The organism is Pseudomonas sp. GV105 (assembly GCF_003058185.1).
Taxonomy (GTDB): Bacteria; Pseudomonadota; Gammaproteobacteria; order Pseudomonadales; family Pseudomonadaceae; genus Aquipseudomonas; species Aquipseudomonas veronii.
The window spans coordinates 99,363-115,552 of sequence record NZ_QBUF01000009.1; the positions used below are offsets into that span (position 1 = coordinate 99,363).

The 16,190-nt window shown below is 56.1% G+C and carries 12 protein-coding genes, 1 tRNA gene and 4 pseudogenes; 10 read left to right on the forward strand and 7 right to left on the reverse strand.

Features of this window, described 5'->3' with window-relative positions; translation table 11 throughout:
• The first annotated feature begins 92 nt into the window (after window positions 1-92).
• From C8K66_RS18800 to C8K66_RS18820, 4 genes and pseudogenes are all read left to right on the forward strand, one after another.
• Entirely contained in the window at window positions 93-1,142 is a 1,050-nt protein-coding gene (locus tag C8K66_RS18800; RefSeq protein WP_108525622.1) for an NAD(P)-dependent alcohol dehydrogenase, read from the forward strand.
• A 45-nt stretch (window positions 1,143-1,187) separates the two neighbouring features.
• The gene (locus C8K66_RS18805) at window positions 1,188-2,210 is read left to right on the forward strand and encodes an alpha/beta hydrolase (protein ID WP_108525624.1); all 1,023 of its coding nucleotides are present in this window, start codon (window positions 1,188-1,190) and stop codon (window positions 2,208-2,210) included.
• A gap of 88 nt (window positions 2,211-2,298) precedes the next feature.
• Window positions 2,299-3,507 (forward strand): MFS transporter, encoded by a 1,209-nt coding sequence (locus C8K66_RS18810; protein WP_108525626.1) that lies wholly within the window; start codon window positions 2,299-2,301, stop codon window positions 3,505-3,507.
• 288 nt (window positions 3,508-3,795) lie between these two features.
• Window positions 3,796-4,053: pseudogene (locus C8K66_RS18820) on the forward strand (winged helix-turn-helix transcriptional regulator); the annotation flags it as partial.
• Between the two features lie 106 nt (window positions 4,054-4,159).
• Here the strand turns inward: C8K66_RS18820 and C8K66_RS18825 are convergent.
• A complete protein-coding gene (locus C8K66_RS18825) occupies window positions 4,160-4,780 on the reverse strand; it encodes a TetR/AcrR family transcriptional regulator (protein WP_046383995.1) in 621 nt (206 codons plus the stop codon).
• A gap of 135 nt (window positions 4,781-4,915) precedes the next feature.
• Here C8K66_RS18825 and C8K66_RS18830 point away from each other — a divergent pair, with 135 nt between their 5' ends.
• Entirely contained in the window at window positions 4,916-5,356 is a 441-nt protein-coding gene (locus C8K66_RS18830) for a hotdog fold domain-containing protein (RefSeq protein WP_057005557.1), read from the forward strand.
• Window positions 5,357-5,527: 171 nt separating this feature from the next.
• On the opposite strand, the gene C8K66_RS18835 is transcribed toward C8K66_RS18830, so the two are convergent.
• Entirely contained in the window at window positions 5,528-6,433 is a 906-nt protein-coding gene (locus C8K66_RS18835) for a LysR family transcriptional regulator (RefSeq protein ID WP_079443481.1), read from the reverse strand.
• A gap of 88 nt (window positions 6,434-6,521) precedes the next feature.
• Between C8K66_RS18835 and C8K66_RS18840 the strand changes: the two genes are divergently transcribed.
• On the forward strand, window positions 6,522-7,538 hold the full coding sequence (locus C8K66_RS18840; RefSeq protein ID WP_256590961.1) for an NAD(P)-dependent alcohol dehydrogenase: 1,017 nt from the start codon (window positions 6,522-6,524) through the stop codon (window positions 7,536-7,538).
• 38 nt (window positions 7,539-7,576) lie between these two features.
• Window positions 7,577-7,867, forward strand: a complete 291-nt coding sequence (locus tag C8K66_RS18845) for a DUF1330 domain-containing protein (RefSeq protein WP_046383998.1) — start codon at window positions 7,577-7,579, stop codon at window positions 7,865-7,867.
• A 378-nt stretch (window positions 7,868-8,245) separates the two neighbouring features.
• On the opposite strand, the pseudogene C8K66_RS18855 reads toward C8K66_RS18845, so the two are convergent.
• Window positions 8,246-9,229 (reverse strand): annotated as a pseudogene (locus C8K66_RS18855) (tyrosine-type recombinase/integrase); the annotation flags it as partial.
• A 56-nt stretch (window positions 9,230-9,285) separates the two neighbouring features.
• Here C8K66_RS18855 and C8K66_RS18860 point away from each other — a divergent pair.
• The 3 genes and pseudogenes from C8K66_RS18860 (at window position 9,286) to C8K66_RS31675 (ending at window position 12,761) form a co-directional block, all read left to right on the forward strand.
• Window positions 9,286-10,296, forward strand: a complete 1,011-nt coding sequence (locus C8K66_RS18860) for an NAD(P)-dependent alcohol dehydrogenase (RefSeq protein WP_046383999.1) — start codon at window positions 9,286-9,288, stop codon at window positions 10,294-10,296.
• A 572-nt stretch (window positions 10,297-10,868) separates the two neighbouring features.
• Window positions 10,869-11,906 (forward strand): annotated as a pseudogene (locus C8K66_RS31670) (methyl-accepting chemotaxis protein); the annotation flags it as partial.
• Window positions 11,907-12,047: 141 nt separating this feature from the next.
• Window positions 12,048-12,761, forward strand: a complete 714-nt coding sequence (locus C8K66_RS31675; RefSeq protein WP_371928146.1) for a methyl-accepting chemotaxis protein — start codon at window positions 12,048-12,050, stop codon at window positions 12,759-12,761.
• Window positions 12,762-12,844: 83 nt separating this feature from the next.
• Here C8K66_RS31675 and C8K66_RS18875 read toward each other — a convergent pair.
• The 4 genes and pseudogenes from C8K66_RS18875 to uvrC form a co-directional block, all read right to left on the reverse strand.
• A pseudogene (locus C8K66_RS18875) lies at window positions 12,845-13,399 on the reverse strand (tyrosine-type recombinase/integrase); the annotation flags it as partial.
• 235 nt (window positions 13,400-13,634) lie between these two features.
• Window positions 13,635-13,710, reverse strand: a tRNA-Gly gene (locus C8K66_RS18880).
• Window positions 13,711-13,773: 63 nt separating this feature from the next.
• Entirely contained in the window at window positions 13,774-14,334 is a 561-nt protein-coding gene (gene pgsA, locus C8K66_RS18885) for a CDP-diacylglycerol--glycerol-3-phosphate 3-phosphatidyltransferase (RefSeq protein ID WP_017847081.1), read from the reverse strand.
• Between the two features lie 32 nt (window positions 14,335-14,366).
• Window positions 14,367-16,190: an excinuclease ABC subunit UvrC gene (gene uvrC / locus C8K66_RS18890; protein ID WP_017847080.1), complete on the reverse strand. Its 1,824-nt coding sequence runs from the start codon at window positions 16,188-16,190 to the stop codon at window positions 14,367-14,369.

The following is a 16,190-nucleotide window of genomic DNA, read 5'->3' on the forward strand; positions in this document are numbered from 1 at the left end:
AATCAGGCAAGTAATCCAGCGAAATGCACTATAGAGAGTCTGCTCAACGGGGGAAAATGCTTACTCGACACACCCTCGAGGAAGACTCTCCCATGCTTATACATGCCTATGGTGCTTATGCGGGCGACAAACCCCTTGAGCCTTTGCAGATCAGTCGCCGCTCCCCCACCGCCCATGACGTTCAGATTGATATCGCCTTCTGCGGAATCTGCCATTCGGACTTGCATCAGGTGCGTGCCGAATGGGCAGGCACTCAATTTCCTTGCGTACCGGGGCACGAAATTGTCGGGCGGGTATCAGCGGTCGGCGCGCATGTTGCAGACTTCAAAGTCGGCGATCTTGTTGGTGTCGGTTGTATTGTCGACAGTTGCAAACAGTGTGACGACTGCGAAACCGGCCTGGAAAACTATTGCGACGGCATGATCGGAACCTACAACTTTCCTACCCCAGACGCTCCTGGCTGGACGCTCGGCGGCTACTCACAAAACGTTGTGGTGCATGAGCGTTACGTCCTGCGCATCCGCCATCCCGAGCAACAACTGGCCGCCGTCGCACCGCTGCTGTGCGCGGGCATCACCACGTATTCGCCGCTGCGCCACTGGAACGTCGGGCCGGGTAAGAAAGTCGGCGTGGTCGGTATTGGTGGGCTAGGCCACATGGGCATCAAACTGGCCCATGCGATGGGCGCCCATGTCGTGGCATTCACCACATCGGAATCCAAGCGCGAAGCGGCAAAGGAATTGGGCGCGGACGAAGTGGTGGTATCGCGCAACGCTGAGGAGATGGCCGCGCATACCAAGAGCTTCGACTTCATCCTCAATACCGTCGCAGCGCCCCACGATCTGGATGCGTTTCTGGTGTTGCTCAAGCGCGACGGAGCGCTGACGCTGGTCGGTGCCCCCGCCTCCCCGCATCCATCACCCAACGTGTTCAACCTGATCATGAAGCGCCGAACCATTGCCGGCTCGATGATCGGCGGCATCCCTGAAACACAGGAGATGCTGGATTTCTGTGCCGAGCACAACATCGTCGCCGACATCGAACTGGTTCGAGCCGATCAGATCAACAACGCCTACGAACGGATGCTCAAGGGTGACGTCAAGTATCGCTTTGTGATCGACAACGCCACATTGGTTGGCTAGTCGAAAGACTCCAGCCGGTAACGACTCAACCGAAAGGATGATCCAGTGAAAGGTATTTTTCTCGCCCTCGGGCTACTTGTTACCTCTTTTTCTTCGATGGGAGCCGATATGTCAAACGGTGCAGACAACTTCTACAAAAGCGACAAAGTGACGGTGGAAAAGGTCACCTTCAACAATCAATACGGAATGAAAGTCGCGGGCAACTTGTTCACCCCGAAAGATCTCGACCCGAAAACGAAAAACGCCGCCATCATCGTTGGCCACCCCATGGGCGCGGTAAAGGAGCAAAGCGCAAACCTCTACGCCACCAAAATGGCCGAGCAGGGATTTGTCACGCTGTCGCTGGACTTGTCCTTCTGGGGCGAAAGTGCGGGCACACCTCGCCAAGCGGTCTCGCCTGATATCTATGCCGAAGACTTCAGTGCCGCCGTGGACTTTCTCGGCACTCAACCCCTTGTTGATCACGAGCGTATTGGTGTCATTGGCATCTGTGGCAGCGGCAGCTTCGCCATCAGCGCGGCCAAGATTGATCCGCGCCTCAAGGCGATCGCCACCGTCAGCATGTACGACATGGGCGCAGCCAATCGTAATGGCCTCAAGCATGGCGTAACGGCGGAACAACGTCAGCAGATCATTCGCGAGGCGGCGCAGCAGCGTGATATAGAGTTTCAGGGTGGTCAAATTCGTTATACCAGCGGCACGCCGCTGAAGCTGACCGGTAACGCCGTGGGTGACGAGTTCTACGATTTCTACCGCACCCCGCGTGGCGAGGTTACGCCTGCCGGCGCATCGGCGCAGACCACCACCATGCCTACACTGACCAGCAACGTGAAGTTCATGAACTTCTATCCGTTTAACGACATAGATTCGATCTCCCCTCGCCCACTGCTGTTCATTGCTGGCGCCAAGGCACACTCGCTCGAGTTCAGTGAAGACGCCTACAAACGCGCTGCCGAACCCAAAGAACTGCTGATCATTCCAGATGCCGGACATGTGGATCTTTACGACCGGGTCAACCTCATTCCATTCGCTAAGTTGACTTCGTTCTTCAAAAGCAACCTGAAGTAAATGGCCGGTGCCCCTGGCCGGGCACCGGTTCTCTCTCGCGGCCTCATTTACGGGGCCGCAACGCTTCGCGCATGACAGGATTCAATCAATGAGCAACCACTCCCTCCACGCCCCCCGGAAAGCTGAACAATCGTGGGGCGCCGTATTCGCCATGTCGCTTGCAGCCTTCGTGCTGGTGGCATCGGAATTCATGCCCGTCAGCCTGCTGACGCCGATTGCCGCCGACTTGCATATCACCGAGGGGCAAGCAGGTCAGGGTATTTCTGTCTCTGGACTGTTTGCACTGTTCGCCAGCCTTCTGATCGCTTCGGTGGCGGCGCGGGTCGACCGCAAACCTCTGCTGTTGTCACTGACTGTGCTGATGATCATTTCGGGAACAGTGGTCGCTTTCGCGCCGAATTACTGGGTGTTCATGATCGGTCGCGCGTTGATCGGGGTAGCGATAGGCGGCTTCTGGTCGCTGTCGGCCGCAACCGCCATGCGCCTGGTGCCTGAAGACCAGATCACTCGCGCCATGGCAATCGTCAACGGCGGCAACGCTCTGGCAACAGTGATTGCAGCGCCGCTGGGCAGTTTCCTTGGCGCGTTGATCGGCTGGCGCGGTGCATTTTTGTGCGTTATTCCGGTCGCGGTGATCGCCTCTGCCTGGCTTCTATTTAGCCTTCCGGCGATGAAGTCACAAAGTGGTTCGGGCACTGGGAATGTCTTCAAGTTGATGAAAAGCCTACCGGTCGCGTTAGGCATGGTGGCGGTCAGTGTCTTTTTCATGGGGCAGTTTATGCTGTTTACCTACCTGCGCCCGTTCCTTGAAACGGTCACGCACGTCAGTGTTTCCACGCTATCGCTGATGTTGCTCGTCTTGGGTCTGGCTGGGCTCGCGGGAACCTTCCTGATTGAAGCCTTCTTGAAAAATGGCCTGCATCGCACCCTCATCGTCATTCCGATATTGATGGCGGTGATCGCACTGGCGCTCGTTTCATTCGGCAGTTCGGCGGTCACCACCACTGTCTTGTTGGGTCTCTGGGGACTGGTTGCAACGGCAGCTCCAGTGGGATGGTGGACATGGCTGGCCAGAACATTGCCAGAGGCTGCTGAAGCGGGAGGCGGCTTAATGGTGGCGATCATTCAACTGGCCATTGCCTCGGGTGCAACCGTTGGCGGGCTGGTGTTTGACTTGAGCGGCTATCGCGCAACCTTCGAGTTGAGCGCCGCATTGCTGGGCGTGGCGGCTGTGCTTGCCTTCCTGGCTGCACGCTCTGCCACGCGGGAGCCGGTTGCATCGGTGAACATCGCATAAAAAACACAAGACACGCCAAGGCGTCTTTTATCGCGAACAGCGTTTTGTGTCATGAAGGAGGCGGCCAAGAGGATGAGTGCTACGACTGCCGGGAGAAAACCTTTGGGTTTGCGAACACCCAGGTGTGCTAGGGCGGAGAGCAGCAGATGATAAAACATGCCGACATAAGCCAGATCACTGAGCGCCACGTTAAAGCGCCAGAGAATCGTGGCAGGACCCAGTACTTTGACCACGATCATCAAAGGCACAAGGTGGGAGGCTGAATAGCCCAACTCCGCTTGTGCGTTTGCGATTAGCGGTATCACACAACACATGCTGACGGCGCAACTCCGAGAGCTTGAAAACGATGGCCGGATCTCGCGAACAGTCTTCGCGGAAGTACCACCGCGCGTCGAATATGAGATGACAGCCAAGGCGAGTGCGCTCGGGCCGACGATGGCGGCACTCGCCACCTGGTGGAGCGAGTACGGGAAAAGCGTCCCCGTAAATCCAAATCCACGTGGCCGAAAAGCTAACAGCACCCGCAAAGGTGATGGGGCGGTTTAAACCTGAGCGATTCACTGCAGCCGAAGTGATGTGCGACGTGCCTCCTGCACCTTGAAAGCCAGCTGATTCAGAACCTCCAACGCTTACTCAAAAGTCAGTTAGCTATCTAGTCAATTTGCGTAATCGAATTCCAAGCAGCCTTCGCGAGAAAGTCCTGATACTGCTTCGGGCTTTTTTCGACCCTCCCGGAAAGCCAGGCACGCGAATAGCTTTCTGTCGCGCCGATGATGAGTGACGGTAAGAGTTCTACAGGAAGATGACTGAACTGTTCCTTGCGGCCCTCGACACTCATCCAGTCCAGCAACTGCCTGTTGCGTTGTTTATTGCGTTCAAGCAATTCACCGTTGAAAGGCCCACTTGAGACGGCGTAGCGACTTTGGAAAACAAAGCGAGCCCAGTCCGGTTGCTCATCGACCCATTCAGCGTAGCTATAGATCAGAGCCGCTACACCCGCTTGAGCCGTCTGTGCTTTTTGCAAATAGCTATCTCGGAGCGCTGCCTGATCTTCTAGCGCAGCGAAAAAAAGAGCGGCCACCAGTCCCTCTTTACTGCCGAAGTGATGATAGATAGCGCCTACGCTCGTTTCGCATTGAGCCCGAATGGTTTCGATGTTTGTGGCTTCGATGCCTACCTCGTTAAAGCAGGCAAGTGCTCGGCGCAGGATTGTGCGCTTGAGCTCGCTACGCCTTCCCGGATAGATACGCTCGATCAGATCAGTTGAATGCATGAGGGGAAACGCCAAATGAAGCGGAGTCTATAGGGTGAACGCACCGTAAAGAAAGCTTGGCTTGACAGCCTCCAGAAATACAGAACATTATTCCGTTACAGAATATTATTCTGCAACCAACCGCGAGGGTATCTCATGAGTCAAGCTCTAAGTATGTTCAATAGCGTAGGCCCCGCCGCGTTCAGCAATATGGCCTGCCAAATGGCACCTTACTTCAGCACGATCGCCCCTGAGATTTCAGAGCTCAGCCCAGGCCATGCAGTCGTTAACGTGCCGTTTCGCAAGGAAATCACCAACCATCTGGCATCTGTGCACGCGATAGCCCTGTGCAACGCAGCCGAGCTCGCGGGCGGAATGATGACTGACGCTTCGATTCCTTCAGGCGCCAAATGGATTCCGAAAGGCATGACCGTTGAATATCTCGCGAAAGCAAAATCGAGCATTCGAGCTGTAGCTGATGGCAGCGGTATTGACTGGAAAACCGGCGGCGACAAGTTCGTTCCGGTTGATATCTTCGACGAGGGTGGCGTGAAAGTTTTCACTGCCAGAATCACGATGAATGTGAAAATCGCTTAGGCCTTTTCTATAGGCTCGGCGTTATGCCGAGCCAAATCGCTCCCGCTGCGAGCATGAAAAATGCGTCATGGTTTCAACAATTAACTGTCCCGGTAGAGTTTGAAAAGCGCTGCACGGCGAGCTTGGGGAGTGTCTAGAAAACCCGGAGCGATTCAAACTGCAATGCCCTTATCAAGGTCTGCTGACTAAAACATAGTCGATGAATGCACGAAGTTTGGGCAGCACATTTCGCCGACTGGGATAATAAAGCGCCAATCCGGGAAAGGTCACCGAGAAGCTTTCGAGTAAGACTTCAAGTGTTCCAGCGTGGATATGGCGCGCAACGAGAGATCGCGGAAGCATGAACAATCCGACCCCTCGCTCCGCGGCGTGAATACAAGCGGCCACGTCATCCAGTATCAACGGACCACGGACGCGCACTACGTGTCTTTCGCCCGAGACGCTGAATGTCCAGCTGTCCAGCACAATACCCGCCTGCCGATAGGTGATGCACGGCAGGCCCAAGATATCATCAGGTAGCAGAGGCCGCGCATAGCGCGCGATCAGGGACGGTGAGCCGACCACAATGCTGGGTTCCTCAGCGGTCAGAGGTACCGCAACCATATCAGCGTGTACATATGAACGCGGTCGTACTCCGGCATCGCAACCTTCATCAATGATGTCCACCAGGTGATCATCACCGACAAATTCAAGCTGTATTCCCGGGTTCGCGCTAAGGAACCCAGGCACGAAGCGTTCTGTCAGCATAGGAACACTTGGCCTGGGAACACTGATTCGAAGCAGCCCGGTTACAGACTCACCGAAGTTACGCGCGGACTCAATTCCCAGAAGTACCTGCTGAGCAGCAGGCCGCACTTGAAGCAGCAGTCTTGCTCCAGCCTCAGTCAGTCCGACGCTTCTGGTAGTTCGTGCCAGCAGTGGCACTCCCACTCGCTGTTCGAATGTGCGTATCGCCTGACTAACAGCTGATGGCGTAATGCCAAGGCGGCGCGCAGCCGCCCGGAAGCCACGCGCCTCGGCGACCGCCAAGAACACGAGAACCCCATCTAACTCACCGCGTCCGATTGTGTAGTTCATCTAAACAGTATGAGTAGGTGGCAGTGGATTATCAACCACGGCATTCAAGGGGAAAATAATGTATCAACCCCCTAGAAAGGACTGCTTCATGAATGCTGAAACCAAACAAAACCGCGCCTATCACCTCGAAAAATTTGGCGGGCTCGATGGCCTTGTCAACGGTGCCATAGCGATTCCGACTCCGGCCTCAGGCGAAGTCGTCGTCCGCGTACGCGCCTCCTCGTTGAATTTCCGAGACATCCTCATTCTGCAAGGACACTACACAGCGCCCGTACCATCGGGCACCATCCCTCTTTCCGACGGTGCAGGTGAGGTGATCGCCGTTGGCGAGGGAGTGACTCGCTTCGTCACTGGGGATCGAGTCGTGAACTCATTCTTCCCTGAATGGATTGACGGGCCGTTCACCGGAAAGTATTCCCAGTATTCATATGATGTCGACGGCTGGCTGGCAGATTACCGCGTCACATCAGAAAACGCTCTGGCACACATTCCTGGCAGTCTGAGCTTTGAAGAGGCCGCTACCCTACCTTGTGCTGCGGTCACTGCGTGGTCTGCGGTCAAAGGAGTAAGCGCAGGCGACACGGTACTGACACAGGGAACGGGAGGCGTCTCGTTGTTCGCCATCCAGTTTGCAAAAGCGCTGGGCGCGCGCGTCATTGCCACGACATCCAGCGATGAGAAGTCCGAACAGCTCAAGCTGTTGGGCGTAGCCGACATCATCAACTACAAAACCCATCCCGCATGGTCGCAGCAGGTCCGGGCGCTTACCAACGGCAATGGCGTCAATCGCATCGTTGAGGTGGGTGGCTCAGGCACTTTCCAGGAGTCGGTCAAAGCCATTGCGGTGGGTGGCCAGGTTTCGATGGTTGGGGTACTCGCGGGCTTGGAAGGCAGCGTCGACTTCATGTCCATGTTCATGAGCCAGGCGCGATACCAGCCTATCGCCCTGGGCAGTCGACAAGATCTGGAAAATTTGATCGCAGGCATCGCCGCACATGGAATCAGCCCTGTAATCGACAGTCGTTTTGAGTTTGGGGACGCCAAGCGGGCGTATGAAAAACTCATGACACGTGACGTCTTTGGCAAGGTCGTTATCAGCCACTGATGTGATGACCCAGTCAACGATAGCTAACGGGACAGATCATGACTGCTTATGTAATCTTCATCCGAGAGAAAACGCTCGATCAGCATGAGCTTGATATCTATGCACAAAAAGCCACCATTGCTCTTGCCGGCCTGCAGTCCACGATGCTTTCAGCCTATCAACGGATTGAGGCGTTTGAAGGGGAATTACCAGAAGGCGTTGTACTTTTCTCCTTCCCGACATTCGACGAAGCCAAGGCCTGGTATCACGGCGACGCGTATCAGTCCATCGTTGGACACAGGCTCAAGGGTGCAGTCTATCGAGGGTTTGTCGTAGACGGAGTAAGTTAGAACGCGTACCGAGGATATCCAGAACCCTGTGTCGGCCGTCGAAGGACACTTACCTAGGCTTACTAATCAGGAAATGAAGCGCGCAGGGGAACCTGCGAGCTTTTTCGCTAGGTCATGTGGCAGTCCCGGTCACCTGATCGCCCATCACCACACGTCGGGACACTCGGCAAAATGGTGATGGGTTATGCGTCAGACAGACTCAGACGACGACGCAATTGGGGAGCAGTAAGGTGCGCTCGCCAACACGGCCCACCCTGCTGAAAAGGCAGGACCGAGGCCAAATTGCCCGTCTCGACCGGATCGCAACCCGCGTCGCTGACCAGTCCAACAGCGATCGGCATGCCGATCCGAGTACCCGACGTCTCCAGCACATTCGCATCGACACAGTAGCGCCATTCAGAGTGTTCTCACTGATGCGCTTGCTCAGGTCGCTTCGATGCGCAAATAAGTAGCGCTGCGCGGGGACAACCTGGTCCAACAAATGGCGCACTATCTCCAGCGCCTGCACCGACAGTGGCACGATATAAGGCGGTACGTTTTGGATCTGCTTACCTGGCTTGCACATCGCTAGCTGGAGTTGTTTCACCACTTCCGCCGGTATGATCCACAAGCGCTTCTCCAAATCGAACTGGTCGGGTGTCGCCAGCCGCAACTCGCCCGTGCGGACACCGGTCAGCAGCAACAACCGAAGGCCAAGCCGAGTTTGGTTGGCGCCACCGTAGTTTCGAAGAGCAGCCATCAAGGCCGGGAACTCGTCCATACGGAGAAATGGATTGTGAGAAACAGGAGGTTTGCGAAGTGCAACCACATCCAGGCCTGAAGCCGGATTGTGTTCTAGCCCCTCGATTTTTACCAACGCATAGCGGAACAATTGATTAAACCAGGTCCGACACTTTTCAGCTGTCGATAAGGCCTTGCGCTGTTCGATCCTGCTCAGCAAATCCAGCAGATCGCGACGATTGATGTCGTAGATAGACCATCCACCCAGTATGGGCAGGACGTTTTTATTGAAGATTCTCAAGATTTGCGAGAGCGTGCTCTGGCGCCCCTCCTTCAGGCTCAGCCTGCGGAACTCCACCCATTGATTGAACACGGCCTCGAAGGCCTGCTCTGCCGCAAAACGAACAGCACGACGCTGCTGTTTACGGTGCTCATAGGGATTGATGCCTTGGGCGACCAAGGCGCGCGCCTCATCACGTCGCGCACGGGCTTCTTTGAGGCTGATTTGCGGATAACTACCGAGAGACATACGCTTCTGCACGCCCGCCCAGCAGTATTGAAACGCCAGATTTTCCCGCCGCGGGCCGTCACGTTGAGCGCAAGCCCATCCGTGTCGCCTATCGTGTAGTCATTGCCGGTGATTCAGGCTTGCCGAACGGTCGTAATTTCGCGTAATTAGAAAACACAAGGAATCCCCTATGAGCAGTAAAACTATCTTCGTCCAACCCGGTGGCGGTTATGAAAAGGTTGTGGTTGGCAGTAGCGAAGTACGGGCCGCAGCGCGCGGCGAAATCACAGTGCGCCTTCACGCCAACTCGCTCAACTACCACGACTTCGCGGTGGTCAGCGGTATGTGGGGGCCTAGTGAAAAACGCATCCCCATGGCCGACGGCGCAGGTGAAGTCATTGCTGTCGGCGAAGATGTCACTGAATTCAAGGTGGGTGACTCGGTCGTTAGTACATTCTTCCCTGAGTGGATCAATGGTGCGCCACTGGTTGAGGGTTTTGTTAGCGTGCCAGGTGATGGCATTGACGGCTACGCTCGTGAGCAAGTGACGGCCAAAGCCACATCGTTCACTCTCGCGCCTATCGGATACAGCCATGCTGAAGCGTCCACGCTCACCACTGCCGGCCTTACTGCATGGCGCGCCCTGATGGCCGATGACTCACTCAAGCCGGGCGACACAGTGCTCGTCCAAGGCACTGGCGGCGTTTCAATTTTCGCTCTGCAGTTCGCTAAATTGGCCGGCGCTACCGTCATTGCTACCTCTTCAAGCGACGAAAAACTTGAACGTCTGAAAGGACTAGGCGCTGATCATGTGATCAATTACCGCAAAGACCTTAACTGGGGTGAAACTGCACGCGCTCTAACGGGTGGCCGTGGTGTTGATCACATCATAGAAGTCGGCGGCCCCGCGACTCTCGAGCAATCGATGGTTGCAACTCGGGTTGCTGGTCACATCTCCATCATCGGGATACTGAGTGGCGTAAGCGGTGCAATGAATTTTGTACCCGCACTGATCAAGCAAGTACGTCTGCAGGGTGTATTGGTGGGCAGCCGCAGCCAGCAGCAAGACATGATCCGAGCCATCAATGCTAATGGTATGCGTCCGATTATTGATCGTCATTTCCCTTTGAACGAGATTGTCGAAGCGTTCAAGTATCAGGAAACCAACAAGCATTTCGGCAAAATTTGTCTGGATATCTAAGCGCGCATAACTGTGCATGAGAAGACCTTAAGGTTCGCCATGTGATTAGCTCTTCACGGCTTGCAAGGTTCGTCATTCAGACCTCAATGTTGGAAAAACCCACCCACAATAGTTGCCTCTCACTGTTCATGACGGCGTATGCGACCTCTGCAACCGTCCTGTCTTGAAAGCAATGCGCTAGCCGGACTTTCTCCTGAGTGCGGCAGATGTCAAAACCACCTAGAGAGGCTTCAGGGTGGAGCGTAGTGATTGATCGGTAGGATTGCATGCCGACTTGCATAGGCCGGCCACCACCCTTTTACGAAATCGAGCACCTTGTATAACTTTTTGCAAGGTATCTAGAGAATCCTGGGCGATTCATTTTTCTAGCTGTCGCCATTCTGACACGTATCGTCGAAATCATTAAAAGCTCGTGATGGCACCGCGCCATCACTGTGCTATATTCATCCAATCATCCATATCAATATTGATTATACCTACCCCCCCTTCTCAGATGACCGCGCCAGTTTTCATCGGTCACGGCTGATTACCAAAGGAACGCTATGAACTCTTGGCTCGCGAATATCAGCGTCATGCTCAAGCTGGCCTTGGGCTTTGCTGTTGTACTCCTTCTAACCGCCATCCTTGCCGCGACCAGCTGGTTCAGCTTGGGAAAAATGATTGACCGTAGTAATCGAATGGCCGGCATCACCGAACTCGGCAACCGTCTTGATCATCTACGGAGGGCCCGTTTTCAGTATCAGGTGGACAAGGGTGACGAGCAACAAGGTGCATTGATCCAGGATGCGCTGGAACTGTTTGTCGCCAAGCAAAAAAGCCTCGCAAAAGAACTGCAGCTACCTGAAAACTTGCAAAGTCTTGCGCTGATCAACCAAGCCACCACTCAGTATCAAATGGCAATTAATACGATGCGCGAGGCCTATCGCAATAGTGCGGCCACCCGTAAGGAAATGGCCACCAATGCGGTCAAAGGCGCCGCGCTGATTGCCAAGCTCATCAATGACGTAGAAGCAATGCCAGTCTCTGATCAGCGCCGTTATGAGTTATACAAAGTCATCCTCAAGGCCAAAGAGGATGTCGCGCTGGTGCGTTATGAAGTTCGTGGCTACACCGGCAATCCCAACAGCACTACGGAACAAGCCGCCGCCCGCCAGCTTGATAGTGCGCTCAAGGGCATTGAAACCCTCAACAACACCTTTGGTGCCGCCTATGCCGATCCTATCAGGCAACTGGAAACCGCTCTGATGGCTTACCGCCGCTCAGTGCAGGATTTTACAGCCAGTAATGGGGCTATCGACCACTCCGTGCAGGACACTGTCAATTTCGGAGAGGCCATCACCCGTCTGACTGATGAAATGTATGCCAGACAGCTGGCCGCCCTTGAAACAGATAGTGCTCAGGCCCGCACGCTGCAGTTGAGTTGCACTGCTTTGGCAATGATATTGGGGCTTCTTGCAGCTCTGATAATCACCCGCCAGATTACCCGCCCATTGCAGGAGACTCTGGCTGTGGTCGATTGCATTGCAGCGGGCGATCTCACGCAAAACATGGTCGTGACCCGTAGAGACGAACTGGGTGTGCTGCAACAAGGTATTCAGCGCATGGGTCGTACCTTGCGCGATCTGATCGGTGGTATCCGCGATGGAGTCACCCAGATCGCCAGTGCAGCGGAAGAGCTTTCAGCTGTCACTGAGCAGACCAGCGCTGGGGTCAATAGCCAGAAAACCGAGACCGACCAAGTGGCTACTGCGATGCACGAAATGTCGGCCACTGTGCATGAAGTTGCGCGGAATGCGGAACAAGCTTCCGTTGCCGCATCAGAGGCCGATGCTCAGGCGCGCGCTGGTGACAAAGTAGTCGCGGAAGCCATCGCCCAGATTGAGCGTTTGTCCAGCGAAGTCGGGCGTTCAGCGGAAGCTATGAATAAGCTTGAACAAGAAAGTGGGCGCATCGTCAAGATCATGGACGTGATCAAGGCGGTGGCTGAGCAAACTAATTTATTGGCCCTTAACGCGGCCATTGAGGCTGCTCGCGCAGGTGAGGCAGGGCGCGGTTTTGCAGTGGTCGCTGACGAAGTACGAGGACTGGCTCAGCGTACTCAGCAGTCCACTGAGGAAATAGAAAGCTTGGTGGCAGGCTTGCAAGGTGGAACACGTCAGGTGTCCAGTATTATGCAGAGCAGCCGCGAACTAACCGATAGCACTGTGGCGTTGGCAGGTAAAGCAGGCGCATCTTTAGCTAGCATCACTCAGACGGTTTCTGGGATTCAAGCCATGAACCAACAGATTGCTGCCGCCGCAGTACAACAAAGTTCGGTGGCGGAGGAAATAAGCCGCAGCATTTTGAGTGTACGCGACGTGTCTGAACAGACCGCCTCAGCTAGTGAGGAGACAGCGGCCTCCAGTATCGAACTCGCGCGCCTGGGGGTACAGTTACAGCAACTTGTCAGTCACTTCAAGGTTTGACCGATGTGAATCGCCACGGACTCTCTAGACACTTTGCAAGCTCATTGGACTGCCCCCAGCATCGTAGACATCTCCAGCCTATGCTCGATTTTTACCAACGCATAGCGGAACAATTGATTTAACCAGGCCCGACACTTTTCAGCTGTCGTTAAGGCCTTGCGCTGTTCGATCCTGCTCAGCAAATCCAGCAGATCGTGACGATTGATATCATAGATAGACCGCCCGCCCAGTGTGGGCAGCACGTCTTTATTGAAGATTCTCAAGATTTGCGAGAGCGTGCTCTGGCGCCCTTCCTTCAGGCTTAGCCTGCGGAACTCCACCCATTGATTGAACACGGCCTCGAAGGCCTGCTCTGCCGCAAAACGAACAGCACGACGCTGCTGTTTACGGTGCTCATAGGGATTGATGCCTTGGGCGACCAAGGCGCGCCTCATCACGTCGCGCACGGGCTTCTTTGAGGCTGATTTGCGGATAACTACCGAGAGACATACGCTTCTGCACGCCCGCCCAGCAGTATTGAAACGCCAGATTTTCCCGCCGCGGGCCGTCACGTTGAGCGCAAGCCCATCCGTGTCGCCTAGCGTGTAGTCATTGCCGGTGATTCGGGCTTGCCGAACGGTCGTATCCGAGAGTGCCATAGCGAGCTCCTGAACAGAGTCAGGAGCGGATGCTCGTCTCGCTATCCAAGCTGCTCCAGCAAAAAACCGATTCAGTGCATATCCAAATCCAAGATCCTCATTCGGGACTTAAATCGGGACTTAAAAGCACTGGACGGTGCTGGATGTCAGCGGTTCCCGCCGGAACGAAAAAAGGACCCGAAGGTCCTTGTTTCGATCGCTGACAGAATTCAGTGAAACTCTGTAGCGCTATGTTTGGAGCGGGAAACGAGACTCGAACTCGCGACCCCGACCTTGGCAAGGTCGTGCTCTACCAACTGAGCTATTCCCGCGTCTTGGTGAGGCGCATTCTATAGAATCCTCAGCACCCGTCAACCCCTTGATTCAAAAAAGTTTTATTTTTTTTCAACAGTGGTGCGCAGATGAGGCCAGGCAGCGCGTAAATACTGGAGCATGGACCACAGCGTCAGGCCGGCAGCGATGAGCAGCAAGGCGTAGCCTAGCAAGACCCAGAAGGAAAAGTCCGACGGGTTGGCCAGCAGGATCACCAACGCGAGCATTTGCGCGGCGGTTTTCCATTTGCCCATGTTCGACACGGCGACGTGGGCGCGGGCGCCGATTTCGGCCATCCATTCGCGCAGGGCCGAAACGACGATCTCGCGGCCGATGATCACCGCAGCCGGCAAGGTCAGCCACAGGTTGCCGTGTTCCTGCACCAGCAGCACCAGGGCCACGGCCACCATCAGTTTGTCGGCCACCGGGTCGAGGAACGCGCCGAACGGCGTGCTCTGTTCCAGGCGTCGGGCCAGGTAGCCGTCGAGCCAATCGGTGGCGGCCGCAACGGCGAACACCGAACTGGAGGCCATGTAGCTCCATTCGTAAGGCAAATAGAACAACAAAATGAAAATCGGAATAAGCAGGACGCGTAGAACGGTGATCAGATTAGGGATATTCATCGGCACAACTGGCTACGAGGTGAGAAGGCATTCTACTCGCTGTGCAGATTTGCATAAATCAACTCAGCGAGCTTTTTACTGATACCGGGTGCTTTAGCTATTTCGTCAATGCTGGCACGGGAGAGCTCTTGCAAGCCACCAAAATGTTTAAGCAGGTCGCGTCGGCGTGTCGGGCCTACTCCGGCCACGCCTTCCAGGGTTGAGGTTCGCCGGGTTTTGCCGCGACGGGCGCGATGGCCGGTAATGGCGAAACGGTGGGCTTCGTCGCGGATCTGTTGGATCAGGTGCAGCGCAGGCGAGTCGCCCTTCAACGTGAACTCATGGGCGGCATCATTCAAGTACAACGTCTCGAAGCCGGCCTTGCGCGTGGCGCCCTTGGCCACGCCGAGCAGGATCAGGTCGGGCACCGCCAGTTCGTTGAGCACGTCGCGAGCCATGGACAGCTGGCCCTTGCCGCCGTCCACCAGCAGGATATCGGGGAGCTTGCCCTCCCCCTCCTTCAATTTGCTGAAGCGGCGCGTCAAGGCCTGGTGCATGGCGGCGTAGTCGTCGCCGGCGGTGACGCCTTCGATGTTGTAGCGCCGGTAATCGGACTTGATCGGCCCCTCCGGCCCGAACACCACGCAGGACGCCACCGTGGCTTCGCCGCTGGAGTGGCTGATGTCGTAACACTCCAGGCGCTGGGGCGGTTCGTCAAGGTTGAGGACTTCGGCCAGGGCCTCGAAGCGCGCGGCCACGTGCTGTCGATTCGCCAGACGTGCGCTCAGGGCCTGCTCGGCGTTGGTCACGGCCAGTTGCTGCCAGCGCGCCCGCGTGCCGCGCACGCGGTGGCTGATGTCCAGTTCACGGCCACGCAACGCGTGGATGGCCTCGATCAACGTCGGGAAGTCTTCATGCACCACGTTGACGATCAGTTCCGACGGCAAGTCGCGCTCGGGGCTGCTGACGTAATACTGGCCCAGGAACGCGGCCATGACTTCAGCGACCTCCTCGTCGATCCCGGTCTGCGGGAAGAAGTTCTTGCTGCCCAACACCCGACCGCCACGCACACTGATCAGGTGGACACAGGCACCACCCGGGTTGACGAACGCGGCGATCACATCGACGTCGCCGGTTCCACCTTCCATGCTTTGCTGGTCCTGCACACGCCGCAGCAGCGAGATCTGGTCGCGCAACTCGGCGGCTCGCTCGAAATCCAGGGTGCTCGCGGCTTGTTCCATGGCGCCGGAGAGTTCGTCGGTGAGGGCGTTGCTGCGCCCTTCGAGGAACATCACCGAATGGCGCACATCCTCGGCGTACTCCGCCGGTTCAACCAGGCCGACACAGGGTGCCTTGCAACGCTTGATCTGATATTGCAGGCACGGCCGGGTGCGGTTCTTGTAGAAGCTGTCTTCGCACTGCCGCACGAAAAAGGTCTTTTGCAGCAGGCTCAGGCTTTCGCGGATCGCACCGGCGCTGGGGTAAGGTCCGAAGTATTTGCCCTTCTGCTTCTTCGCGCCCCGATGAATACTCAGGCGTGGGAAGTCGCCGTCAGATAAAAACACGTAGGGGTAGGATTTATCGTCACGCAGCAGGATGTTGTAAGGCGGCCGCCATTCCTTGATCAGCGTCTGCTCAAGCAGCAGCGCCTCGGTTTCGTTGGCGGTGATGGTGGTTTCGACCTGGGCGATACGCGCCACCAGGGCCGCGGTTTTCGGCGCGAGGCCGGTCTTGCGGAAGTAGCTCGCCAGGCGGTTTTTCAGGTTCTTGGCTTTGCCCACATACAGCAGGCGCGCCTCGCTGTCGAACATGCGGTACACGCCGGGGCGGCCGCTGCAGGTCGAGAGAAAGGCACTCGGATCAAACGGTGTGGTCAT